Source organism: Amycolatopsis alkalitolerans (assembly GCF_006152065.1).
Taxonomy (GTDB): Bacteria; Actinomycetota; Actinomycetes; order Mycobacteriales; family Pseudonocardiaceae; genus Amycolatopsis_E; species Amycolatopsis_E alkalitolerans.
This window is the reverse complement of record NZ_VDFW01000018.1, coordinates 101,471-124,064: the sequence shown is the minus strand read 5'-3', so window position 1 is coordinate 124,064 and position 22,594 is coordinate 101,471. Positions and strand designations below refer to the sequence as shown.

Here is a 22,594-nt window from a genome sequence, read left to right as displayed (position 1 = left end):
GCGTCCTCACCTCCGTCCGGCAGTTTCCTCGGCAGCGGTGGTGAACGCGTCGCGCGCGTGCTCCAGCGCCTCCAGGGACACGATCTCGCGAGGGAACAGCAGAGCCAGCGTCCAGTCGGCCACTACCCGCAGCCGCCGGTTCCAGGTGGGCAGCGCCAGCAAGTGGTACGTGCGGTGGGCCAGCCACGCGGGCAAGCCGCGCAGCCGCAACCGGTAGACCTGCGCGACGCCCTGGTACAGACCGAGACTGGCAACCGATCCGGCCGAAGTGTGCCGATACGGCTTCAGCGTGCGGCCGCGCAGCGTGGCTATCACATTGCCGGCGGCCACCCTAGCCTGCCGGACGGCGTGCTGAGCACTGGGCGGGCACACCGCACCCGGGCCACGGGCCAGGTCGGGCACCGCCGCACAGTCACCGAGCGCCCAGGCATCCGGAGTGTCCACAACGGACAGATACTTAGTGGCGAGGACACGACCACGCTCGTCCAGCGGCATGTCGGTCTGCTTGAGCAGCGGATGCGGCGCTACGCCGGCGGTCCACACCAGCGTGCCGGCGTCGAACTCCGAGCCGTCGTCCAGCACCAGATGGCCATCCACGACGGAGGTCAGCCGGGTGTCCAACCGGACGTCGATGCCGCGGCGCTGCAACAGATCTACGGTGTAGCGGCCCATTCGCTCGCCCACCTCGGGCAGGATCCGCCCGGTGGCCTCCACCAGCACCCACCGCAGACGCGCCGGGTCGATCCCGGGATAGTGGCGGCAGGCGTCGTGAGCCATGTCCTGCAACTCGGCCAGCGCCTCGACACCGGCGTAGCCGCCCCCGACGAACACGAACGTCAACGCCCGTTCCCGGTCGGCATCCGACCTGGCTGAAGCCGCCGTGTCGAGTTGGGCGAGCACGTGGTTGCGCAGGTGAATCGCCTCACCGACGGTCTTGAACCCGATCCCGCCCTCGGCCAGCCCTGGTACCGGGAGCACCCTCGTCACCGATCCCGGAGCCAGCACCAGCACGTCGTAGCCCAACGGTTCCGGCTCGCCGGAACCGGATGCCACATAAGCGGTGCGGCGGGAGTGGTCGATCGAGATCACCGCCCGGGTGATCACCTCAACGCCCGGCAGCACCTGCCGCAGCGGCACGACCACGTGCCGAGGTTCGAGGTTGCCGGCGGCCGCCTCGGCCAGCAGCGGCTGATAAGTCGAATACGAGTGCGGGTCCACCACTGTGATCGCGGCCTCGCCGGGCCGCAACCGGCGCCGTAGCCGCCTGGCCACGTGCATTCCGGCCTGTCCGGCGCCGACGACCAGCACTCGGGGCGTGTCGTGCGAGGTTGTCGCCATCCGTCCCACCCCTTCCTAGTATTTACTATCTCTCTGGTAAATACTAGGTCACCGTGGCATGGTCGTACCGGTGTCTTTGGTCACCGATCGGTGGCGGGCCCGGATCGCCGTGCCCGCGATGAGGGCGAGGAACAGCAGGATGGCCACCTCGCCCGCGACGCCACCGGTTTGCCACGCCAGAGCGTTGCCCGCCGCGTCACCGCCGACCAGGCGCAGGGCGAGCGAGGCGTGCAGCAGCGCCAGTGGCAAGTATGCGATCGGGTGGTAGGGCAGGCGCACCCGCAGCACCGCGGGCACGATGACCGGGGCGTGCGCGAACACCATGGAGAACACGAAGCCCAGGAACACCGCGTGCAGCATGGCGTCATAGGCCAGGCCGTCGCCCAGCCGCCCGATCGCCAGCCACAAGCCGCCGGCGACGGCCAGCCACAGGTAACCTGCAGCCAGTGCGATGGCCATGTACCGGGTGACCCCGCGCATCCGGATCGTCCGGCGCACGATGTCGTGGGCGGCCAGCCATCCGGCCAGCCCCAGCAGGCCGGCACCGGCCACTCGGACCCCGGCCGCGGGCGCGGCGATCGACAGACCCAGTCCGGCCAGCAGAACCACGATCACACTGACGAACCAGGCCCGGCCGCGAGCGGTGAGCGCGACCAGCCGGGACAGCTCCAGGCGTTCGCCGGCGATGGTGAGCACCAGGAATCCCGCCAGCCACGGCACCAGCGCGGACAGGTCCCGGCCCGCCGGCCACAGCACGCCGGCGACACACCAGCAGGCGGCACCGGCAGCCTGCGTCGCGTTGTGCCACGACGGCTGGATCCGGTGCAGTTCGGCGAACATCGCCAGCAGGCCGAACCCGGCGAGGCCGATCAGCACCTGCCCGGTACTCGCCGGCAGCCCGGCGACGAGCCACAGCGCGCCGATCCCACTCGCCGCCGGAGCCAGCCACGCCCACCCCTGCCCGAGCGCGACGGCCCGCTCGGCGGCGATGAGCGTGCCGAGGAATCCCAGCGGCATCAGCACACCGTGCAGTTCGGCCAGATCGGTGTGCCCGGCCGGCACCGGCAGGCCCAGGCGCAGCAAGCCCGCCCACAACCCGGTCAGCAACGCCACCACGCCCAGCGCCATGACCGGCGCCGCCCATGTCGGCCGCGTCGGCCTCGTTACCGACGCAGCCCGCGTCACCGCGACCACCCCAGCAGCCGCTTCGCCTCGCCGGTCATCATCGCCGGACTCCACCGCGGTTCCCACACCAGATCCACCAGCACGTTCGGCGCGCCGGGCAGTTGCGCCAGACACCGGCCGACCTCGTCGTCCAGGTACGCCCCCAGCGGACAGCCGGGCGTCGTCAACGTCATCCGCACCACGACCCCGGCCGCGCCGACGTCGACGCCGTAGACCAGCCCGAGATTGACGATGTCCACCCCCAACTCCGGATCGATCACGTCGCCCAGCAGGTCGAGCACCACATCTTCGGTCACCGGCCCGGCGACCATCGCGGTCACATCCAGTCGAGACCGCCCCTGGTCCGTCATCGACGACACCTCCCGCCTGTGATCCGATAAGCACTCGCGCTCGTTTAGACGAGTACTATAGTAAAAACTAGTCTAGCTGATCCGAGATGAGCGGGAGGAGACACCGGTGACCGGAACGAACGTGCCGACTCGGCGTGACGCGAACGTCGAAGCCGATACCGACGCTGCCCTGCTTGCCATTCGCGCGCACCACGCAGCGCTCGACCATGACCTCGGCAATCGGGTAGCCGACGTGCTGGCGGTCGTAGGTCAACGACACAGCCCTGCGGGGGTGCCTGCCATCGTCGGCGACACTCTGACCGCCTGGCGCGCCCTGTTGACCTTTCTGCTCGACGAGCTCCTGCCGCACGCCGCGGCCGAGGAACGCACCCTCTATCCGGCCGCCGCGGAAGACCCGCACACCGCAGCGCTGGTGCAGGCCATGGTCGACGAACACCGCACGCTCACCGAGCTGGTCGGTGAGCTGAAGAACGTCACCGACCCGCTCGCGCTGGCCACCACCGCGACGGCGGTCCGCATCCTGTTCACCATCCACGTGCACAAAGAGAACGAGTACCTGCTACCCGCGCTGCACCGATCCGGCACCGACATCGCGGCATTGCTCTCCAGCACGCACCGCCTGCTCACCGGAGGCCAACACAACGACAACCCAGGTGATCACCGCGATGAGCACTGACCTGCCCACGCACCGGCCGACCTCGATACCGAGGTCACCGACCTGGCCGATCTGCTGATTCGGGGGCTGCGCGCCCTTGGTGGCACCGGTCAGGTCGAGTTGGCCAGCCAGTTGGCCGGCCGTGCCTGGTCCGTGCTGCGCACCGATCACCCGCGCGCCGCCGACCACCTCACGAGCCTGCTGCACTACCTGGCCCGGCTGCCACCCACCGAAACCCCGTCCATCAACAACCCGCCAGCAGAGGAGAACACGATGACCACCGCCACCCCTGAACTCGATGTCCGCCAAGAGATCCCGGCGCGCCGCCACGAACTCATTTTCGCCACCTACGGCGCACTCGCCGACGGCGAAAACTTCGTGCTCGTCAACGACCACGACCCCAAGCCGCTGTACTACCAGTTCGCCGCCGAACACGCGGACCAGTTCACCTGGGACTACCTCGAACAAGGCCCCGAGGTCTGGAAGGTCCGCATCGGACGCGTCGCGAGCTGACAGACAGCAGGACCGGGCGGGGGTGCGGCGCACCTCCGCCCGCGCACCCTTTCCAGGGACGCTGACTGCGGCGTCAACGGTTCACCGGCCGCCCCGGCGGCGACGATCGCCACCGGCGGAGCGGCCCGAAATGGGCACCAGATGGGCCAGGCACAACGACGGCTCGACGAACGGCTCCAACCGATCTGCCTTCAGTGGGGCCCGGACCTCGTCCAGCACGCCACGCATCAAGCCCAGGTGCAACGAACACACCACGTCCCGGTGCTGTTCGGCAACCTCCCGGAACGGGCAGTGGCGCAGCGGGATCACCGGTCGCTCCGGATCGTCGACCGTGTCCGGGGCGAAACCGGCATCGGCCAGCACCGTCGACAGCCGGCGAACACCTTCCGCCGCATCGACTCGCTGCGACGGGGCCGGCCGCTCCGCCAGATAGCGTCCCCACGCCTCGCCCGCCGTCTCCGCGGCGTTCCCCGGCTCGGGCAGCGTGTCCGCGACCAGACTGGTGAGCATCTCGGCCAGTAACCGGTAGCTGCGCTGCCCGGCCGGCACATCGGTCGCGGTGACGACGTAGACCGTGCGGGGCCGGCCGGGCTGAGTGCGGTCCTCGGTACGCCGCTCGGCAAGACCCGCGTCGACCAACCCGTCCAAGTGGAACCGAGCCGTGTTCGAATGCAGGCCGACCCGCTCCGCGACGTCCTGTACGCCCATCGGTTCACCAGTCGCGCGGAGCACGTCCAGCACCCGGCCCCGGCTCTCGCCGAGCACCGGACGGGACTCCGGATCGGTCAGCACCTGCTCGCTCATGCCATCCATTTTAGCCGAGAGTATTTGTAGAAACTATGCGGACCGTCGGTGCGGGGTTCGTCCCGGCCGGGTAGTCCTGCCAGGCAGGCCGGCGCACCGACGCCGACCGTGACGATACCGGCCTCGGGCAGCACCACACGGACCATCGGACGGGACAGGGCCGCGGCCACCTCTCCCAGTTCCCGCTTCCCGCATTCGGTATCCGGCGCGCCGGACCGCCCGCCGCCTGGCACTGCATAGTCGTCCTCCACCGCACGCCACTCGACGCTCGACCAGCCGGCGTCCGGCCGACGCAGCGTCGCCGTCATCACGACCGGCCCTGCGGGCGGGGTAGGCCGGCAACCATGGGCGTGTCCACGCCAAGATCGCCAACCTTCGCCGCCCCGCCAGGACTGCCCAGCGGCCCATCACGATCCGGCAGCGTGTCGTTGAAGAACCGACCGTTGTCCTCGGCGTACACGGTCCATCGCTCGGGCAGGTCGTCCTCGTAGTAGATCGCCTCCACCGGACACACCGGTTCGCACGCCCCGCAGTCCACACACTCGTCCGGATGGATGTACAACGAACGTTCGCCCACGTAGATACAGTCCACCGGGCACTCCTCCACACACGCCCGGTCCATCACGTCCACGCAGGGCTCCGCGATCACATACGCCATCCCTTGCTCCCTTCTGGAGTACCACGCCGCAAACCCGACCAGCGTACCTAGTTAATACAACGATACTCGTCAAAATGGATGGGTCACCGCAGGCCGCCAGCATGATGACCGACCCGCGCGACGGAGGGCTCGCGGCCAGGTGTCGGGTCTTGTCGCCGGGACCGCGCAGCGCGTTCAGGGGCGACGCGTCGGCGTCGGCCCGCGAGCGCAGGTTAACGCCCTGCGCTGCCAGCACGAGATCGCTCCGCGGTGGCGTCGAGATCGATCTCCGGGCGAAGCTGGCCAAGGTCCGGCCGAGTCCAGCGCAGCCCGTTGCGCGTCCCACGCTCGCTGGTGCTGCTCGGCAAGTACATCCCCGAAGGTGCATGCCTGCCGGAGATTCGTGGCCAGGAGCCCAGGGGCACCAGCGGACCCGCGCAGCGGGCGGTGATCTGCCCGCCGAAGAAGCCCGCGCTCGTCGTCAGACCACGCCCGCCGGTTTCCAGCGCGGTGAACGCGGGTTCGGCGTGCTCGGCCAGGCGGCGCAGCCCGCCCAGACGCAAGGGCCAGCTTGCTGCAGAACGTGACGTACAGGCTGATCGGCTGGTACCGGTGGTGTCCACGATGTCGACGATCTCCGCGTCGGCCCAGTCCCGCTGTCACAGCAGCTGTGTCACGGTGCCGACCACTGCCGAGGATCGAAAGGTGCGCCCACCTCAGCGTTTGGTCTGACAGGTCTATGCGGCAACGTCCCTGATCAGGAACCGATCGAATCAGTCTGTGTAACGAAACCGACTCAATTCGGCGTCGCATGTCCAAAATACGTCTGTGGAGCTGAAGGGAATCGAACCCCTGACCTTCTCGATGCGAACTGTCAGCATCGGAGTTTTCCCAGGTCAGCGAGGTCATGGTTGGGGCAATAATGGCCGGTGACGGTCGTTGTCGGTCGGTGCCGTTGCTGTACTTTGCTGCTGTACAGCAACGCCCGGATCAGCGGGTTTCCGGCGCTCCGCGCCTGCCCCATCGTAGACTGGTTCGCATGAGTAGCCCTGAGCGTGATGAGCTGAAGCGCCTGGTGGACGAGCTTCCCGAGGAAGAGGTCCCGCAGGTGCTCGCCGACGTGCGCAGGCACCTTCGCCCGGTCCACGAGGTGACGTGGCCGCCGGTCTTCTTCGGGAGCATCGAAGGGGACGGGACTGCGATCGGTGCTCGTGCGAAGGAGCTGCTCGCCGAGGGGTTCGGCCAGTAGCACGTGATCATCTGTGACACGGGTCCGCTGGTCGCCGCCTCGATCCGTCGAGACACCGACTACCACCGCTGCACCGAGCTGTTCACGGGTCTCCACCTGGCGAACCGCCCGATCCTCGTCCCGTCCCCCATCGTCGCCGAAGTCGGCTACCTGCTCGGGCGCCTTGGCAACGCCAAGATCGAGGCCGGTTTCCTCCGCTCCGTCGCCGAAGGCGCGTTCATCTCGGCCGACCTGACCAACACGGACTACAACCGCATGGCCGACCTTGTCGAGCAGTACGCGGACTTCCCTCTCGGCACCAGCGACGCCGCAGTGATCGCCCTGGCCGAACGCCTGGACATCGATGAGATCGCAACGCTGGATCAGCGGCACTTCCGGGCGGTTCGGCCCCGGCACGTGAAGGCGTTCACGCTGCTGCCCGAGTAGCGGCGATTCTCAGCTTGGGAATCAAGTGGATCACGGAGGAAAGTGGCCCTGACCTGCGGCTCGACCCGGTCTGGGAGCACCGCCGTTGACCTTGGTTGACCCCTTCTAATGGCACGCAGGGTCAGGACAACGGGACGCCGCGACCATAGACCTTCTGGCCGGTACTGAGCCGAACAAACGGTCGCAAGTCACGGAAAGTAGTCCGCTTTTGCGCGACGATGCTGCGCACCTCGTCGGCAAGCACATAGAAGGTGGCATTGGAGTGGGGCTCAAGCCGATGAGGCAGAGAAGTTGACCACGGTGCTTGGGTGGCCGGGATTGCTGTCTCGTTCGTCGCAGGCAGCTCGATGCCCCAACTCTCGACAGTGGTCGCTGCTCGCCCTCGATTGGTCGCCATCACTTCCACATAGTGGTCCCCAACGCCGCTGCCTTGGAACACGGGGAATGAGTTGGCAGTCTTGATCCGCACGCTGGGGCCGTTGTTGCGCCACGACCAGACCTACTGTCGGCGTCGCGTGAAAACTGGTTCTGGCGGGCGAAAACTGACCCCCTTCGGGACTCTGACTCAAGATCGAGTCAGGAAGGAAGGGTGTGCTGAGGGTGGAGGATTGGGCAGAAATCCGCAGGTTGCATCGGGGTGAGGGGATGCCGATCAAGGCCATCGCCCGTCAGATGGGTATCTCGAAGAACACCGTGCGCAGGGCGCTGGCCTCGCATGAACCGCCTCGTTACCAGCGGGCGAGTCGGGGGTCGATCGTGGATGCGGTGGAACCGCAGATCCGCGCGTTGTTGGAGCAGTGGCCCACGATGCCGGCCACGGTGGTCGCCGAACGGATCGGCTGGGACCGTTCGATCACTGTGCTCAAGGAACGAGTTCGCGTGTTGCGGCCGCTGTTCCTGCCGCCGGATCCGGTGTCGCGGACGTTGTATCAACCGGGTGAGCTTGCCCAGTGCGATCTGTGGTTCCCGCCGGTGGACATCCCGCTGGGGTATGGCCAGACTGGTCGGCCGTTCCCGACAGCGGCGAACAGCCCCGGCAGCGGTCGCTCGACGCCGACGACGCGTGCGGCCGGCGAGTCCGCGTCCTGCAGCGCGGACTCGATCGCGGCGGCGACACCACCATCGATTCCCGCACTGTCATCGATCTTGATATAGCCGATGCGGCTCGGCACGCCGCGCCGGTGTTCGTGGTCGACCGGCCCCCGGCCAGGACGGTGAACAGGGTCGCGCAGTCGTCGACGGTTCGTGTCAGGCACCCGACCGTGTCGAGTGACCTGCTCATCGGGACCACACCGGTCGTATCGACCGATCCGAGTGTCGGCTTCAGCCCGACCACACCGTTGAGCGCCGCGGGAACCCGGATCGACCCGCCGGTATCGGTTCCCAGGGCCCCGAAGGCCGCCCCGACCGCCACTGCAACGGCGGACCCTGCGCTCGAGCCGCCCGGTGCTCGCCGCGGATTCCACGCATTGCGTGTCGCCGGGACGTTCGCACCCCAGCCGAATTCGTGTGTGACCGTCTTCCCGATCACGATGGCACCGGCAGCGCGCAAGGTGCGGACGGCAGCGGCATCGGTGGTCGCCGGAGCGTCACCGGTCGCTCGCGAACCGGCCCGCGTGGGGAATCCCTCGACGTCGATCAGGTCCTTGACGGCGATCGGGACGCCGCGCAGCGGACCGAGCGGCCGGCCGCTCGACCGGAGCCGGTCCGCGTGGTCCGCTTGGCGGAGGGCGTCCTGTTCGCGCAGTTCGGCAAACGCGTGCACAACCGGTTCGGTCCGGTTCGCCCTGTCGATGACGGCTTCGGTCACTTCCCGGGCACTGACCTGGCCTCGGCGGAGCGCGAACGCGGTTTCCACCAGAGTCCATTCGAAGATTTCAGCCACGGTCCGTTCCTTCTGCCTCATGGCTTGGCATCCCGGTCGGGTCGAGGTGCTCGAACGCGTGCAGGTCGCGCAGGGTTGCGGTCAGGATCGACAACGTCGTGGTCCTGTCGAGCACAACGGCGTCGATACCGAATTCCTCTACGACGGCATCGATTCGCCGGCTGTGCGCGTCCGAACTCATGACCCGATCCGCAGCAGTTCGGTCTGCGGCGCCGTCACCAGACGGTGACCGCTTTCCGTGACGACCGCCAGATCCTCAGTGTGGAAGGCCTCGCCGCCGCTGTCGACCAGAAAGAGCATGGGCTCGACGTTGACGACCATTCCTGGGGAGAGAACGGTCTGATTCCCGGGACTGAAAACGGGTTCCTCGTGTACGCCGACGCCAAGACCATGTCCCACATGCGGGACATCCCAGTCGTATCCGGCCTCCCGGATGGTCGTTCGCACGGCGGCGTAGACGTCTGCGGCGGTTGCGCCGGGACGCAGCGGCTCGAAACCGGCGCGCTGGGCGGCCTGGATGGTCGCGAAAGCCCGCTCCTGACGGGGATTCGGCTCGCCGACCACGCCGCATCGGGCGACGTCCGACATGACGCCGCCGTCGAAGCGAGCGCCGACGTCGGTACGCCACACGGTTCCGCGTTCGAGCCGAACGTCCCGGCCCTCCGGGTGCCCGAGCACTGTGCGGGGTCCGGAACCGAAGAAACAGAACACCGGGACACCGCCGTCTCCCGAGATGCCCGAGATGATCGCACTCACCACGTCGAGTTCGGTGCTGGTGTGCCGGGCCGCGGCCACAGCTTCGTCAATGGCCTTCTGTGTGGCGCACGTGGCCCCGGCCAGACGGTCACGGATCTTGTCGTACTTGAACGTCTGCAGCAGCTGGATGTCGTCATCGATCGGCACCAGTTCCAGACCGGGCAGGAGCGCGACGATCTCATCACGCGAGTGACCCGGCAGACGACGTGCTTTTACGCCGATCTTCGCCGGTGCCAGCGAGTGACGAACGAGTTCGCGGGCCAAGCACGATTCGGGTGGCTCTTCGAACTCGACGTACTCGGCGACCCGCTGGATTCCCGATTGCGCGCGAGCTTGCGACGCCTCGAGGTTGCAAGTCACCAGGGAGACCCCGGTCCTGGTGACGAGCAGGTAGGTCAGGCGATCGGGAAGCAGCAGCTGTGAGAGCAGGTTCGTGCCCGCGAAATGCGTCACCGCCTGGTAGGAGTTGAGCACCACCGCATCCAGCTCGCGGGTGCCGAGAAACCGCTGGAGAGCGAACCAGGGATCGATGACCTGACGTCATCCGAACGGCGGGTTGCCCGCCGCGCGAGGAACCGGGTGTTGGGGGGTCGGGGTTCTACGCCTGGCGATCCCGGTCGCCGTCAGCCCGCTCGATCCGGCACGTCTGGTGGACCGATGTGATCACCGAGATCCAAGGCAGACGCCTCGTCGATATTCCGCGGCCGAGGTGTAGTCACGGTCCGGTGACCGGGACGTAGCGAAGCAGCCCGCGACGTGTCTCGCAATGGGCCTCGCGGTGCCGCACCAGGACATCGAGATGGGCCTTGGTCTCCAGTACCGCCAGCATGCGGTTCAACGGGTCGAGATCATCCAGCTTGCGCTCCCGGCGAGTCCAGCGCAGTCCCAGGGCGACCTCGTACACCAACTCCGACCCGGCCCGCAGCGACTCCAGCGTCAGCCGCAGCCGGTTCTCGTGGTGCGCCAGCAACTCACCCACCCGCTCATGGACGCTGCCGGTCACCGGCCCGTGCGCGGGGGCCAGCCTCCCCTCCGGCGCCCCACGGGTCTTGCGCAGCGAGGCCTGGAAGTCGGCCAGCGGCAACGGACCGCTCACCGGCTCGAACCCGATGCTCGGGGTGATCTGCGGCAGTATGTGGTCCCCGCTGAACACCAACCCGGCGTCGCGGTCGTGCAGCGTCACATGCCCGCGCGTGTGCCCAGGGGTGTGCGCGACGCGCAGCGTACGGGAGGTCAGCCCGACCGTGTCGCCATCGGCAAGCCACTCGTCGGGATCCTCCCAGATGTGGTTGGGCAGCCCGTGCCCGGCGTGCTCCACATCCAGCAGGTCCACGAGCTCCGCGGCCCCGCACAGCGGGAGCGTCCGCAGTTGCGGGTCGATGCCGTAGTTGGGCGAAACCCGCGCCGCGGCGAGCGAGTCGCGTTCGTGCTCGCCGAGACTCACCCGGCAGCCGAACTCCCGGCGCAACGCCACGGCCTGTGAGTAATGGTCGCGATGAATGTGGGTGACCAGGCAGCGGCGCACGTCCGCGAAGCCGTATCCGAGACCGGCCAGCGCGTCGCCGAGTTCCTTCCGGGCGAGCGGGCCGTACTGCCCGGGGTCGATCAGTGTGATCCCGGCGCCGTCCTCGAGGACGTAGGTGTTCACGGCGCGCAAGCCGTCGTCGGGCAACGACAACGGCACCCGGTACACGCCCTCGGCGACCGGGTGTGGCCCGGGCTCGTGCCACCGCTTGGTCTCAGCCTGCATCGGGCGCACCTTCCTCGTCGTCGATCCGGCAGAGCACGGCGCCCTGGGCCGGGGTGTCGCCGATCTGGACCGCCAGGTCATGGACCACCCCGCAGCGGTGTGCGCTCACCGGGTTCTCCATCTTCATCGCCTCCACCACGGCAACGAGCTCCCCCTCGGTGACGTGCTGGCCCTCGGTCACCGCCACCTTGACCACGGTGCCCTGCATCGGCGTGGTGACCAGGTCGCCGGCCACGGCCGCCGCATGACCGCCGAGTGCCTGTTCCTCCGCCTGCGCCAGGATGCGCTCACCCACGGAGCCGAGGGTGCGCAGGCCCGGGAGCGGCACCCGCATGGGCCGGCCGCCGATGAGCACCGTGACCGTGGCACCGTCCTGCTCGGCCTCCGGACGGTACGGCTCGATCCGGTTGTCGAACTCCGTCTCGACCCACCGGGTGTGCACGGCGAAGGTGTCCCGGCCCGTGAACGCCGGGTCGCGCACGACGGCCCGGTGGAACGGCAGCACCGTGGCCACGCCCGCGACGTCCAGTTCCGCCAGGGCGCGTCGGCTGCGCGCCAGCGCCGTGTCCCGGTCGGGACCGGACACGATCAGCTTGGCCAGCAGCGAGTCGAACGCGCCGCCGACGACGCTGCCCTCTTCGACTCCGGAGTCGAGGCGGATACCCGGGCCTTCCGGCAGCCGGAGCCGGGTGATCCGGCCCGGGGTCGGCAGGAAGCCGCTACCGGGATCCTCACCGTTGATGCGGAACTCGAAGGCATGCCCGGACGGCCGCGGGTCGGCGGTCAGCGACAGCGGCATTCCCGCGGCGATCCGGAACTGCTCGCGCACCAGGTCGACTCCGGTGGTCTCCTCGGTGACCGGATGCTCGACCTGTAGCCGCGTGTTGACCTCCAGGAACGAGATCGTGCCGTCGGCGGCGAGCAGGTACTCGACGGTGCCGGCGCCCCGGTAGCCCGCCTCGCGGCAGATCGCCTGGGCCGAGGAATGGATCGTCGCCCGCTGCTCGTCGGTCAGGAACGGCGCCGGCGCCTCCTCGACCAGCTTCTGGTGACGGCGCTGCAGGCTGCAGTCGCGGGTGCCGACGACCACCACCGTGCCGTGTTCGTCGGCGAGTACCTGTGCCTCGACGTGCCGTGGCCGCTCGAGGTAGCGCTCGACGAAGCACTCGCCGCGCCCGAACGCCGCGGCGGCCTCCCGGACCGTGGACTCGAACAGTTCGGGGATTTCCTCGATCGAGTACGCGACCCGCAGCCCTCGGCCGCCACCGCCGAACGAGGCCTTGATCGCCACCGGCAGCCCATGGCGCCGCGCGAAGGCCACCACCTCGTCGGCGCCCGACACCGGGTCTGCCGTCCCGGCCACCAGCGGCGCGCCGACCCGTGCGGCGATCCGGCGGGCGGTGACCTTGTCGCCGAGGGCGCGGATCGCCTCGGGGGGCGGGCCGACCCAGGTCAGCCCGGCTCCGATGACCGCCTCGGCGAAGCCCGCGTTCTCCGACAGGAACCCGTATCCCGGATGTACCGCGTCCGACCCGGTCGCCTTGGCCACGTCCAGCAGCTTGTCGATGTCGAGATAGGTCTCCGCCGCGGTGGCGCCGTGCAGGGCGTACGCCTCGTCGGCGAGCCGGACATGCGGAGCCGAGGTGTCCTGGTCGGCGTACACGGCCACGCCGACCAGGCCGGCGTCCCGGCAGGCCCGGATCACCCGCACCGCGATCTCCCCGCGATTGGCCACCAGGACCTTGCCGAATTCACGCGTCAACGAGCCCTCCCGGGGTCGTGGCCGGCTGTGCTGCCCGGATGCTCGGCAACACCTCACCGGCGAACAGGTCCACCATCTGGTCGAACTCGCCTGCCGGACACGCGGGTGCGAACACCATTTCTTCCGCGCCCGCCCCGGCGTACTCGCCGATCCGCCGTCGCACCTGCTCGGGCGTTCCGTACAGCAGGTAGCGCTCGGCTCGCCCACTCAGGTCCTGCCGGTAGGTGCGACCGACCTCGGCGAGCACGTTGCGCCTGGCCCGTGCGGGATCGCTGTCCACCGCGGCCCAGCAGAAGACCGCGCCGCGCACGGACTCCGGGGGCCGCCCGTACTCCGCGGCACGCGTCCGCACCTCGGACAAGCTCATGGCCAGTCTTCCGGGATCGACCAGGTAGGGCAGCCAGACATCGCCGTACCGCGCGGCCCGCCGCAGCGCCGCCGGGCGCCGTCCGCCGACCCACACCGGAGGACCGGGCCGTTGCACCGGAACCGGTTCCAGCGCCTGGTCCCGGATCGTCGTGAAGCCGCCGTGGAACGTCGTCCGCCCGCCCGAGAACAGCTCAGCGAGGAGCTCCAGTGCCTCGTCGGTGCGCCTGCCGCGTTCGGCGAGCGCGACCCCGAGCGCCTCGAACTCGGGCGGATGCTCGCCGCCGACACCGACCCCCAGGTCGAACCGGCCACGAGCGACCTGATCGAGCGACGCGATCAGCTTCGCCGCGAGCGCGGCCGGGTATGCCGGCAGCACGGTCAGCGCGCTGAGCAACCGGATGCGCTCGGTGGCCCCCGCGGCCGCGGCGAGGCCGACGAACGAGTTCGTGATCGGCCCGTGGAAGAACACGTGTTCGCCGCAGCAGAAGTAGTCGAAACCGAGTTCCTCGGCCCACCGGGCCACCCGCACCAGGTCGGTCTGGTCGCGGCCGGGCGGGAACATGAGGCCGACACGCATCAGGAGCCCTCCGTTCCGGGGACCCGGGCCAGCACCGCGGCCGCCATCCGGATGTGCACGTCGTCGACCATCTGCCCGTCCAGCACGGCGACCCCGGCACCGGCGGCCCGCAGGACGTCGCGCGCGTGCCGCACCTCGTCCTCGCCGGGAGTGAACGCCTCGTGCGCCAGCTCGACCTGACGGGGGTGCACGCAGATCTTGCCGGTGTAGCCGAGCTCGCGCCCGCGGGCGGCGTCGACGCGAAACCGCTCGCCGTCGCGGACCGCGACCACGGCCTGGTCGATCGGCGACACGTGGTTGAGGAACGCCGCCACGAGCACCTGGCTGCGGGCATAGAGCACCTCGAGGCCCTCGGCGGTGCGGCGTCCCCCGACATCGGCGATGTAGTCCTCAGCGCCGAAGTAGGCCGCGTCGAGCCTCCCCGCCAGCAGTTGCCGGCTGTCGGCGACGCCGCGCGCGGTCTCCAGGCCGACGATCACCGGCACCCGCGCGCCAACAAGCTCGCGCACGCGGTCGAGGTCGCCGCGGTCCTCGTACTTCGGCAGCACCACGCCGATTCCCGGCAGCCGAGCCACGGAGGTGAGGTCGTCCGCGAACCAGGCAGACCCCGCCGGGTTGACCCGCACCAGCATCATAGTCCGGCCGAAGTCCTTGCCCCGCAGGGCGGTCAGCGCCGCCTCCCGAGCCGCGATCTTGTCCGCCGCGGGCACCGCGTCCTCCAGATCGACTACGGCGGCGTCCGGGGCGAACCGGGTGATCTTGTCCACCAGCTCGGGCCGGGTTCCGGGCAGGAACAGCAGGCTGCGCGGACTCAATGGGCGTTCGCCGCCGGTCATACCGGACTCACCACGTGGTGGCGGCGATGGCCGGAGCGTTGCCACCCGTCCGCCGCCCGCAACCGGCCGAGCAGTTCGGCGCGCAGACGTTCCGGCGGCACCACGGCGTCCACGACCAGTTCGCCGCCCATCCGCGCGAGCGAGAAGTCGGCGGCCTGCTCGGCGACCCGGGCCTCGACGAACTCCCGCCGCTCGACCGGGTCCGCGATCGCCGCGATCTTGTTGGCGTAGACGGCGTTGGTCGACGCCTCCGGCGACATCGTGCCGATGGTGGCGGTGGGCAGCGCGATGGTCGCGCGGGGCTCGAACCCGGGAGCGCACATGGCGTAGAACCCGGCCGCGTACGCCTTGCGCAGGACCACGGTGAACTTGGGCACCTCGGCGCAGGCCATCGCGGTGATCATCTTGGCGCCGTGCCGGATGATGCCCTGCCGCTCCACCGCGACACCGACCATGAAGCCGGGCACGTCCTGGAGGAACACCAGAGGGATGTTGAAGGCGTCGCAGAGCGAGATGAACCGGGCCGCCTTGTCCGCCGAGTCGACGAAGATCGCCCCGCTGCGCACCGAGGGCTGGTTGGCGACCAGCCCGACGACGCGCCCGTCCAGGCGAGCGAGACCGGTGACCAGCTCGGTGGCCCAGCCGGCCTTGATCTCGAAGAAGCTGCCGGCGTCGGCAAGGCGCAGGATCACCTCGCGCACGTCGTAGGCGGTGTTCGGGTCGAGCGGGATCAGCCCCTCCGGCCAGTCCGGGAGCTCGGGCTCCGTGCCGGATGTGCTCGCCGGCGCCGACTGCCAGCTGTCGGGCAGGTAGGACAGCAGCAACCGGGCGGCGGCGATCACCTGCCAGTCGGCGTCGAACACCTCGTCGCCGCAGCCCGATACGGTCGCGTGCATGAGCGCGCCGCCCATCTCCTCCAGCGTCGTGCTCTCGCCCGTCACCTTTTCGGCGACCCGCGGCGAGGCCAGGTACATCGAGGCGTTGCCGGCCACCATGCCGACCCAGTCGGTGAACGCGGGCATGTAGGCGCCACCGGCGGCCGACGGTCCGTGCAGGCAGCAGATCTGCGGCACCCGCCCGGAAAGCCGGACCTGGAGGTTGAAGATGGCGGCCGCGCCGCGGCGTCCGGGGAAGAACCCCAGCTGGTCGGTCAACCGCCCCCCTGCCGAGTCGACCAGGTAGACCACCGGCATCAGGTCACGGTCGGCGCGCTCGAGAATGCGGATCTGCTTCTCGCACGTCAGCTGTCCCCACGAGCCGGCCTTGACGGCGAAATCGTGTGCGATCACCGCGACCGGCCGGCCCTGGATCGTGCCCACGCCGGTGAGTACCCCGTCGGCCGGGAGCCCGTCGCCGGCAAGCAGTCCGTCCTCCACCCAGCTGCCGGGATCCAGCAGCAGCGCGATCCGCTGCCGTACCGGCAGTTTGTCCGGCCATCGGCTGGCGTCGCCACCGGCCAGCGCCGCGCGCGCGGCGGCCTCGGTTTCGGCGATCTGCTTTTCCGCCTCCTGCCTCATCATGTCCGTGGCGGCGTCGGTCACGACTGCCCTCCCGCCGCCGACGGTGTGGTGCCACCGGGCCTGCGGTACATCAGACCGGCCCGGCGGCACTGACAGATCAGCTCGTCGCGCTGGTTGTGCGCGCGGTGTTCGAAGACCACGATCCCGGCCTCCGGGCGCGACTTCGATGCCCGTGCCTCGACGACCTCGCTGTCCACCCGCACCGTGTCCCCGGCGAACACCGGGGCCGGGAACCGCACGTCGCTCATCCCGAGCTGGGCCACGATCGTGCCCAGCGTCAGTTCCGGCACCGACAGCCCGACCACCAGCGCGAGCGTGAACATGCTGTTCATCAGCGGCTTGCCGAACTCGGTACGCGACGCGTAGTCGGCGTCGAGGTGCATCGGGGCCGGGTTCATGGTCATCGTCGTGAACAGGACGTTGTCGGTCTCGGTGACCGTGCGCCGGGTCGCGTGCCGCACGACGGTACCGGCGGTCAATTCTTCGAACCACTTGCCCGATACCGGACGGTTCGGGTCGATGCTCATGCTGTGCTCATCCCCTGTCCTGCCTGTCACGCCACACCGCGGTCACCCCGGCCCCGGATGCTGAATGGCCGCGGCGCTCGCGATCGCGCTGTCGATGTCCTCCTGCGGCACGCCGGTCTCGGCGAGCACCTCCACGGTGTGCGCACCCAGGCCCGGCACCCCGGACCGGGGCCCTGGCCACCGACCGTCCACGCCGAGCGGCTGCCGCACGTACCAGCGGCCGTCTCCGGGCAGCCTGCTGATCAGCTTCCTGGCCCGCACATGCGGCACGTCGGGCAGCTCACCCAGGCCACGAACCCGGCCGAACGGCACATCCGCGGCGGTGAAGATCTCTTCCCATTCCGCGCACGTCCTGGTGGCGATCCGGTCGGCCAGCGCGGCGGAGAGCCGCTCGTGCCGGTCGAACCGCTGCCGCGCGTTCAGATTCAGCTCACCGGTCAACCCGGTGGCCGCGCAGAGCGCGCGCCAGAAGTGATCCTCGTGGGCCACCCCGAGCGCCAGATACCGGCCGTCCCGGGTCGCGAAAACGCCGTACCCCGGCTCGTAGGGGAACCCCGGCGGGCCGTCCTTGTTGAGTACGGGGCCGATGTGCGCGGTCAGCAGGGACACCAGGGCGTCGAACATCGATACGTCCAGCCACCCGCCGCACCCCTGCCGCTCCCGGCGCAGCAGCCCCAGCAACACGGCCTGCACCGTGAGCAGGCCGGAGGCCAGATCGCCGAGTGCCAGCGACGGCGGTGCCGGAGGCGAGGCGGGCGGCAGGTGCTCGTAGAGCATGCCCGCCTCGGCCTGGTAGGTCAGATCGTGGCCGGGCCGGGTCTCGTTCGGACCGCCCTGGCCGTAGCCGGTCACCGAGACGTAGACCAGGTCGGGCCGGACCTCGGTGAGTTCGCGGGCGCCGACCCCGAGCCGGTCCAGGATTCCAGGGCGGAACCCGTCGAGCACGACATCGCTGCGCCGCGCCAGCGCGCGCAGCAGGTCCCGGCCCTGGTCGGTCTTGAGGTCCAGCGCCACCGACCGTTTGCCGCGTGCCAGCGCCCCGTGGAAGCCGGGGAACGCGCGGGCCGGGTCACCGGCGCCCGGACGTTCGACCAGCACCACGTCGGCGCCGAGGTCCGCGAGGATCAACGTCGCGTACGGCCCCGGGTACTGGTGCGCCAGGCTCAGCACCCGGAGCCCGTCCAGCGGAAGAGACATCCGGTCAGACCGCCAGGCCGAGCGCCCGCGCGATCAGCATCTTCTGCACCTCGGAAGTGCCTTCGCCGACGGTCAGGATCCGGGCGTCCTGATAGTGCCGGGTGGCCGCGGTCTCCTCGATGAACCCGTACCCGCCCTGCAGCTGGGTGGCCAGATACGCCGCTTTGTTCGCGGCCTCCGAAGCGACCAGCTTGGCGGTCGCGGCCGCCTCCCGGATCGGCAGCCCCTTGTCGTACTTCCAGGCCCCGTCGTAGGTGAGGGTGCGCGCGGTCGCGGCCAGCGCGGCGATCTCGGCGGTCTGGAACGCGACGGCCTGATGCCGGCCCAACTGCTTGCCGAACGAGGTCCGTTGTTCGACGAACCGCATCGTGTCGGCCAGGCAACCGGTGGCCAGCCCCGCGCTCATCGCGGCGATCGGCAGCCGGGCCCAGGTGAGGAACTCGAGCACGTCACGGTAGCCGCGACCGTGCTCCGATATCAGCGCCTCGGCGGGTACCCGCACGTCGTCGAAGAACAACGGGTGGGTGTCCGAGGAGCGCCAGCCCAGCTTCGGGTACTTGTCCCCGACTGTCACGCCGGGCGCGTCCAGCGGGACCAGGAACGCCGACACCGGCGGCCTGCCGCTGACGTTCTCGCCCACCGCGGCCATCAGGATCACGTACCTGGAGAACGGCGTACCGGAATTGGTGATGAACTGCTTCGACCCGTTGATGATCCAGTCGGAGCCGTCCCGGCGGGCCGTGGTGGCGATGTTGCCCGCGTCCGAACCGCCGGACGGTTCGGTGAGCCCGATGGAGATGAAGGTGTCGCCGGCGGCCGCCGACGGCAGGACCTCCCGGCACAACTCCGGCCGGTCCTTCGCCAGATGCTGCAGGAGCGCGACACAGATGGACTGCACGTGCACGGTGACCGCGAGCGATGAGTCCACAGTGGCCAGTTCCTCGACGGTGAGGCAGAGCGATCGCAGGTCCGCGCCCGCACCGCCGTACTCCGTGCCGACCAGCAGGCCGAACATGCCAAGCTCGCCCGCCTTGCGCACCAGCGCTGGATCGAAGAACGACTCGATGCTGCGCCGGGCGGCCCCGGGTGCGACCTCCTCGGTGACGAACCGGCGCACCGTGTCCCGCCAGTCCAGATGTTCGGGCTCGAACGCCCAGGGAAGGTCATAGCCGTCGGTGGCAAGTCCCTTGCCCTGCCTGGACGCGATGGTCGCGGTCATCCGACACCACCTGCCTCTCTCTCGGTTCCCATACTGTCAATCCGAGCGATCAAATTCAAGTCTCTACTAGATAATCTTCTGATGTGTAGATTTTGACGGTCAGGCACCGCTGACCCGCTTGCCGTGTGCCTGCCAATGCGGCTCCCGCAGCGCCTTGCGCAGCAGCTTGCCGACCACGTTCTTCGGCAGCGGCTCGGTGGTCAGCTCCACTTTGGACGGTTTCTTGTACGAGCCGAGCCTTGTCCGCACCAGATCGATCACGCCCTCTTCGGTGACCGTGGCCCCCTCCTCCACCCGGCACACCGCCATCGGGGTCTCCCCCCACTTCTCGTGCGGAATGGCGAACACCGCGACCTCGATCACCTCGGGGTGGTCATTGATCACGGTCTCCAGCTCGGCCGGCCAGATGTTGAAGCCACCGGACACGATCATGTCGTCGGCCCGGTCGAGGATGTAGACGAAACCGTTCTCGTCGATCCGGCCGATGTCGCGGGTGCGCACCCATCCGTCGACAAGCCGGGTGGCGGTCAACTCGTCGTCACCCCAGAACCCGCGCATCTGTGACTCGACCTTGGCGTAGAGCTCGCCCTCCTCGCCGATCGGCAACACGGTCCCGTCCACGTCGCGCGCCTCGATCCGGGCGAACGGCAGCACTCGGCCAGCCGCCCGCATCGGCGTCGAGCCCGGGAACTCGCCGAACCACTCCTGCGGGGTCATGACGGTCAGCGGGACCGCCTCGGTCTGCCCGAAGACCTGATATAGCACGTCTCCGAACACCCGGCGCCCGGCGTTCGCGGTGGAGTCGGTGATCGGTGCGCCGCCGACCAGGATGCACTGCAGGGCCGCCAGATCGCGCTGGGCCGCCGACGGCTCGGCGGCCAGCATCTGCACCATCGACGGCGGCGCGAACATGTGGGTCACCCTGTGCCGCTCCAGCATCCCCAGGACCTTCACGGGATCGAAGGAGCCGAACAGCAGGTTGGTACTGCCATGCAGCCAGGCGGGCAGGAACAGGTAGCCGGAAGCGTGTGAGATCGGCCCGGCGTGGCCGACCACGCTCTCCCAGTCGAGGTTGGGCAGGCGGTAGAACCAGTTCCGGCAGTTCACCAGCCAGTCGTGCTGGGTGTAGCCGACCCCCTTCGGGCGTCCGGTGGTGCCGGCCGAATGGCGGATGATGTACCAGGCATCCGAGTCCACGTCCACCATCGGGTCCGTGTCGGACCGGCCGGCGAGCCATTTCTCGTAGTCGTCGTCCCGGACGACCACGTGCCGCAGGCAGTCCGATGTGGAGGGAAGTTCGGCCACCGAGTCCGCGTAGGCCTGATCGGTCAGGACGACGCTGGTGCCGGTCTGTTCGATCATGTGGCCGTGTGACTCCGCCGAGTTGCGGGCATAGAGGGGGACCCGGACCGCGCCGGCGATCGCCGCGCCCAGGAACAGGTCGGCCGCGCCGAGGTTGTTGTCCTCCAGCCCGGCGACACGGTCACCCGGCCGTACGCCGAGATCACGCAGGGCGTTGGCGAGCCGCACCCCCCTGGCCCACATCTGCTCGAAGGTGAAGGTCTCGTGCTCGGTGATGACCGCGACGCGGTCTCGGTTGAACGCCACCGCCTGGCGCATCAAGCTCGGTACATCCATGGTCCTCGGCTCCTCACACCGCGACCCGTCGCCTCGTCGGCGATCGGACAGGCCATGAGGGAAAGTAGGACCGATCCGCGGCGCCGAGTAGCCACGATCGTGGGGGCTCCGCCGACCGGAATGCGCCGGGGACAAGCAGGCTAAGCCGGGGAAAGCGATAGGAAAGGCGCGGCCAGCAGATCGGCGAGCTGATCGGCCAGCTCCTCCGGGGCCAGGGCCCCGCGCGGGTCGTACCACTCGGGAAGATAGGCGAGGGCACCGAAGGCGATGCCGAGGCGCAGCCGCAGCTCCGCCGCGCCGATCCCGTGCCGGTCGGCCACGCGTCGCGCCGCCTCTTCGAAGATCGCGGCGTGCTCACGGCGGATGCGGAGCACGGTCTCGCGCAGTTCCGCTATCGGCACAGAAGTCTTGAAGAACAGCGGCACGAATTCCGGATAGTCGCGCACCTCGATCAGGACCTGTTCGCGGAACAACGCACGCAGCCGGTCCGCCAGGTCCTCGGTCGCTGTGGCGATCGCACGCAGCCGGGCGAAGACCTCGTCACCGGACTTCTGCACGCAGCGCAGGAACAGCTCCTCCTTCGAGGAGAAGTAGTGGTACAGGCTGGGCCCACGCAGGTCGAGCTCGGCCGCGATCAGATCGAAGTTCGCGCCGTCGTAACCCTTCTCGGCGAAGATCCTCGCCGCGGTCCGCTCCAGCCGCTCCACCCGTTGCGCACGCTTCCGCTCTGCACGAGACGAGGGCACGCGCCCACTGTCCCCGGATCCAGCCACCGACCACCTCGCACACCGTGTCAGCACTCACGGTAGCAAGCCCGCAACGCGCGCCCGGCACACCGCCTCGCCCGTACCGCGCCGCGCCGGCGACCGGGATCGCGAGAACGCCGGCCGATCCTCGCCGACGTCGGCCACCTCCCTGCCCGCTTGGGCGATCCGCGGGAGAGGGCGGGTGAGCAGGCCCGTTGCCCCCACGATCGTGGGTGTCCTTGACATCCACTCAGTCTTAACCTGCGTCGTACACCTGCTCGCTCTCGTCGATGGAGGACGAGTCACCAAAGCTGGGAGCCAGGACCATGGCCGCACCGCCGGATGCGCCGACCGATGGCACCGAACCGGGGCCGGGGCCGCGATATCGTCCGGGCTTGCGCCCCTCACCTTTCGATAGCTGCCGGCCAAGCGGCGCCGTGTGACGGAAGCACCGTGATCGCCCACATCGCGTGCCGTGGCGACCGCCGAGCAGCGCTTCCCTCCGCGAGCGATCAGCCGGCGCCCTCGAGCCCGGCACCGCCGCAGGTGTGCGGAATGGCAGGCGTTTCTCGCCACTCGAGGTGCCGGCCAGACCGAGTCGGCAGAGCGGGAGCCTGCGAGGTACCTCACGGCGAGTCCGCAACTGAACGCCACG

Annotated in this window: 24 protein-coding genes and 2 pseudogenes; 5 read left to right on the top strand and 21 right to left on the bottom strand. The window is 69.4% G+C overall.

Going from position 1 to position 22,594, the window contains the following annotated elements:
* Positions 1 to 6 precede the first annotated feature (6 nt).
* The 3 genes from FG385_RS20795 to FG385_RS20785 are packed head-to-tail and all read right to left on the bottom strand — an operon-like array spanning position 7 to position 2,873.
* The gene (locus FG385_RS20795; RefSeq protein WP_101434396.1) at positions 7 to 1,338 is read right to left on the bottom strand and encodes an NAD(P)/FAD-dependent oxidoreductase; all 1,332 of its coding nucleotides are present in this window, start codon (positions 1,336 to 1,338) and stop codon (positions 7 to 9) included.
* A gap of 48 nt (positions 1,339 to 1,386) precedes the next feature.
* The gene (locus FG385_RS20790) at positions 1,387 to 2,523 is read right to left on the bottom strand and encodes a hypothetical protein (protein ID WP_235022695.1); all 1,137 of its coding nucleotides are present in this window, start codon (positions 2,521 to 2,523) and stop codon (positions 1,387 to 1,389) included.
* Complete coding sequence (locus tag FG385_RS20785; RefSeq protein WP_167441812.1) at positions 2,520 to 2,873, bottom strand: metal-sulfur cluster assembly factor; 354 nt, start codon at positions 2,871 to 2,873, stop codon at positions 2,520 to 2,522. Before FG385_RS20785 ends, FG385_RS20790 begins: the two co-directional genes overlap by 4 nt.
* 106 nt (positions 2,874 to 2,979) lie before the next feature.
* On the opposite strand from FG385_RS20785, the gene FG385_RS20780 reads away from it, so the two are divergent.
* Both FG385_RS20780 and FG385_RS34960 read left to right on the top strand, forming a co-directional pair.
* Positions 2,980 to 3,549: a hemerythrin domain-containing protein gene (locus FG385_RS20780; RefSeq protein WP_158242449.1), complete on the top strand. Its 570-nt coding sequence runs from the start codon at positions 2,980 to 2,982 to the stop codon at positions 3,547 to 3,549.
* A 99-nt stretch (positions 3,550 to 3,648) separates the two neighbouring features.
* On the top strand, positions 3,649 to 4,041 hold the full coding sequence (locus FG385_RS34960) for a DUF2249 domain-containing protein (protein WP_235022694.1): 393 nt from the start codon (positions 3,649 to 3,651) through the stop codon (positions 4,039 to 4,041).
* 81 nt (positions 4,042 to 4,122) lie between these two features.
* On the opposite strand, the gene FG385_RS20770 is transcribed toward FG385_RS34960, so the two are convergent.
* From FG385_RS20770 to FG385_RS20755, 4 genes are all read right to left on the bottom strand, one after another.
* A complete protein-coding gene (locus tag FG385_RS20770; protein ID WP_139098430.1) occupies positions 4,123 to 4,845 on the bottom strand; it encodes a helix-turn-helix transcriptional regulator in 723 nt (240 codons plus the stop codon).
* Positions 4,842 to 5,153 carry a hypothetical protein gene (locus FG385_RS20765; protein ID WP_139098429.1) on the bottom strand — a complete coding sequence of 104 codons (312 nt, stop codon included), beginning with the start codon at positions 5,151 to 5,153 and terminating at the stop codon, positions 4,842 to 4,844. The genes FG385_RS20770 and FG385_RS20765 overlap by 4 nt, the downstream gene beginning before the upstream one ends.
* The gene (gene fdxA, locus FG385_RS20760) at positions 5,153 to 5,503 is read right to left on the bottom strand and encodes a ferredoxin (RefSeq protein ID WP_139098428.1); all 351 of its coding nucleotides are present in this window, start codon (positions 5,501 to 5,503) and stop codon (positions 5,153 to 5,155) included. Before fdxA ends, FG385_RS20765 begins: the two co-directional genes overlap by 1 nt.
* 212 nt (positions 5,504 to 5,715) lie before the next feature.
* Complete coding sequence (locus tag FG385_RS20755) at positions 5,716 to 6,045, bottom strand: hypothetical protein (RefSeq protein WP_139098427.1); 330 nt, start codon at positions 6,043 to 6,045, stop codon at positions 5,716 to 5,718.
* A 476-nt stretch (positions 6,046 to 6,521) separates the two neighbouring features.
* On the opposite strand from FG385_RS20755, the gene FG385_RS20750 reads away from it, so the two are divergent.
* Positions 6,522 to 6,731 carry a hypothetical protein gene (locus tag FG385_RS20750; protein ID WP_139098426.1) on the top strand — a complete coding sequence of 70 codons (210 nt, stop codon included), beginning with the start codon at positions 6,522 to 6,524 and terminating at the stop codon, positions 6,729 to 6,731.
* Positions 6,732 to 6,734: 3 nt separating this feature from the next.
* Complete coding sequence (locus FG385_RS20745) at positions 6,735 to 7,157, top strand: type II toxin-antitoxin system VapC family toxin (RefSeq protein WP_139098425.1); 423 nt, start codon at positions 6,735 to 6,737, stop codon at positions 7,155 to 7,157.
* Between the two features lie 121 nt (positions 7,158 to 7,278).
* Here FG385_RS20745 and FG385_RS20740 read toward each other — a convergent pair whose 3' ends face one another.
* On the bottom strand, positions 7,279 to 7,626 hold the full coding sequence (locus tag FG385_RS20740) for a hypothetical protein (protein ID WP_139098424.1): 348 nt from the start codon (positions 7,624 to 7,626) through the stop codon (positions 7,279 to 7,281).
* Between the two features lie 122 nt (positions 7,627 to 7,748).
* Here FG385_RS20740 and FG385_RS20735 point away from each other — a divergent pair.
* Positions 7,749 to 8,159, top strand: a pseudogene (locus tag FG385_RS20735) (helix-turn-helix domain-containing protein); the annotation flags it as partial.
* Positions 8,160 to 8,343: 184 nt separating this feature from the next.
* On the opposite strand, the pseudogene FG385_RS35665 reads toward FG385_RS20735, so the two are convergent.
* The 13 genes and pseudogenes from FG385_RS35665 to FG385_RS20670 form a co-directional block, all read right to left on the bottom strand.
* Positions 8,344 to 9,063 (bottom strand): annotated as a pseudogene (locus FG385_RS35665) (amidase); the annotation flags it as partial.
* Positions 9,035 to 9,223, bottom strand: a complete 189-nt coding sequence (locus tag FG385_RS20725; RefSeq protein ID WP_139098422.1) for a hypothetical protein — start codon at positions 9,221 to 9,223, stop codon at positions 9,035 to 9,037. The gene FG385_RS20725 and the pseudogene FG385_RS35665, both read right to left, overlap by 29 nt.
* Positions 9,220 to 10,329, bottom strand: coding sequence for a M24 family metallopeptidase (locus FG385_RS20720; RefSeq protein ID WP_268815935.1), 1,110 nt, complete (start codon positions 10,327 to 10,329; stop codon positions 9,220 to 9,222). Before FG385_RS20720 ends, FG385_RS20725 begins: the two co-directional genes overlap by 4 nt.
* Positions 10,330 to 10,513: 184 nt before the next feature.
* On the bottom strand, positions 10,514 to 11,548 hold the full coding sequence (locus tag FG385_RS20715; protein ID WP_139098420.1) for an MBL fold metallo-hydrolase: 1,035 nt from the start codon (positions 11,546 to 11,548) through the stop codon (positions 10,514 to 10,516).
* The gene (locus tag FG385_RS20710; RefSeq protein ID WP_139098419.1) at positions 11,538 to 13,310 is read right to left on the bottom strand and encodes an acetyl/propionyl/methylcrotonyl-CoA carboxylase subunit alpha; all 1,773 of its coding nucleotides are present in this window, start codon (positions 13,308 to 13,310) and stop codon (positions 11,538 to 11,540) included. The genes FG385_RS20715 and FG385_RS20710 overlap by 11 nt, the downstream gene beginning before the upstream one ends.
* Positions 13,300 to 14,256 (bottom strand): LLM class flavin-dependent oxidoreductase, encoded by a 957-nt coding sequence (locus tag FG385_RS20705; protein ID WP_139098418.1) that lies wholly within the window; start codon positions 14,254 to 14,256, stop codon positions 13,300 to 13,302. The genes FG385_RS20710 and FG385_RS20705 overlap by 11 nt, the downstream gene beginning before the upstream one ends.
* Positions 14,256 to 15,092, bottom strand: coding sequence for an HpcH/HpaI aldolase/citrate lyase family protein (locus FG385_RS20700; RefSeq protein ID WP_139098417.1), 837 nt, complete (start codon positions 15,090 to 15,092; stop codon positions 14,256 to 14,258). The genes FG385_RS20705 and FG385_RS20700 overlap by 1 nt, the downstream gene beginning before the upstream one ends.
* Entirely contained in the window at positions 15,089 to 16,633 is a 1,545-nt protein-coding gene (locus FG385_RS20695; RefSeq protein WP_235022693.1) for an acyl-CoA carboxylase subunit beta, read from the bottom strand. Before FG385_RS20695 ends, FG385_RS20700 begins: the two co-directional genes overlap by 4 nt.
* The gene (locus FG385_RS20690; RefSeq protein WP_139098416.1) at positions 16,630 to 17,139 is read right to left on the bottom strand and encodes a MaoC family dehydratase; all 510 of its coding nucleotides are present in this window, start codon (positions 17,137 to 17,139) and stop codon (positions 16,630 to 16,632) included. Before FG385_RS20690 ends, FG385_RS20695 begins: the two co-directional genes overlap by 4 nt.
* A 42-nt stretch (positions 17,140 to 17,181) precedes the next feature.
* Positions 17,182 to 18,336, bottom strand: coding sequence for a CaiB/BaiF CoA transferase family protein (locus tag FG385_RS20685; protein WP_139098415.1), 1,155 nt, complete (start codon positions 18,334 to 18,336; stop codon positions 17,182 to 17,184).
* Positions 18,337 to 18,340: 4 nt separating this feature from the next.
* Positions 18,341 to 19,555, bottom strand: coding sequence for an acyl-CoA dehydrogenase family protein (locus FG385_RS20680; RefSeq protein ID WP_139098414.1), 1,215 nt, complete (start codon positions 19,553 to 19,555; stop codon positions 18,341 to 18,343).
* A gap of 99 nt (positions 19,556 to 19,654) precedes the next feature.
* Entirely contained in the window at positions 19,655 to 21,193 is a 1,539-nt protein-coding gene (locus FG385_RS20675) for a class I adenylate-forming enzyme family protein (RefSeq protein ID WP_139098413.1), read from the bottom strand.
* 140 nt (positions 21,194 to 21,333) lie between these two features.
* Positions 21,334 to 21,939: a TetR/AcrR family transcriptional regulator gene (locus FG385_RS20670; protein WP_160148859.1), complete on the bottom strand. Its 606-nt coding sequence runs from the start codon at positions 21,937 to 21,939 to the stop codon at positions 21,334 to 21,336.
* Between the last annotated feature and the right edge of the window lie 655 nt (positions 21,940 to 22,594).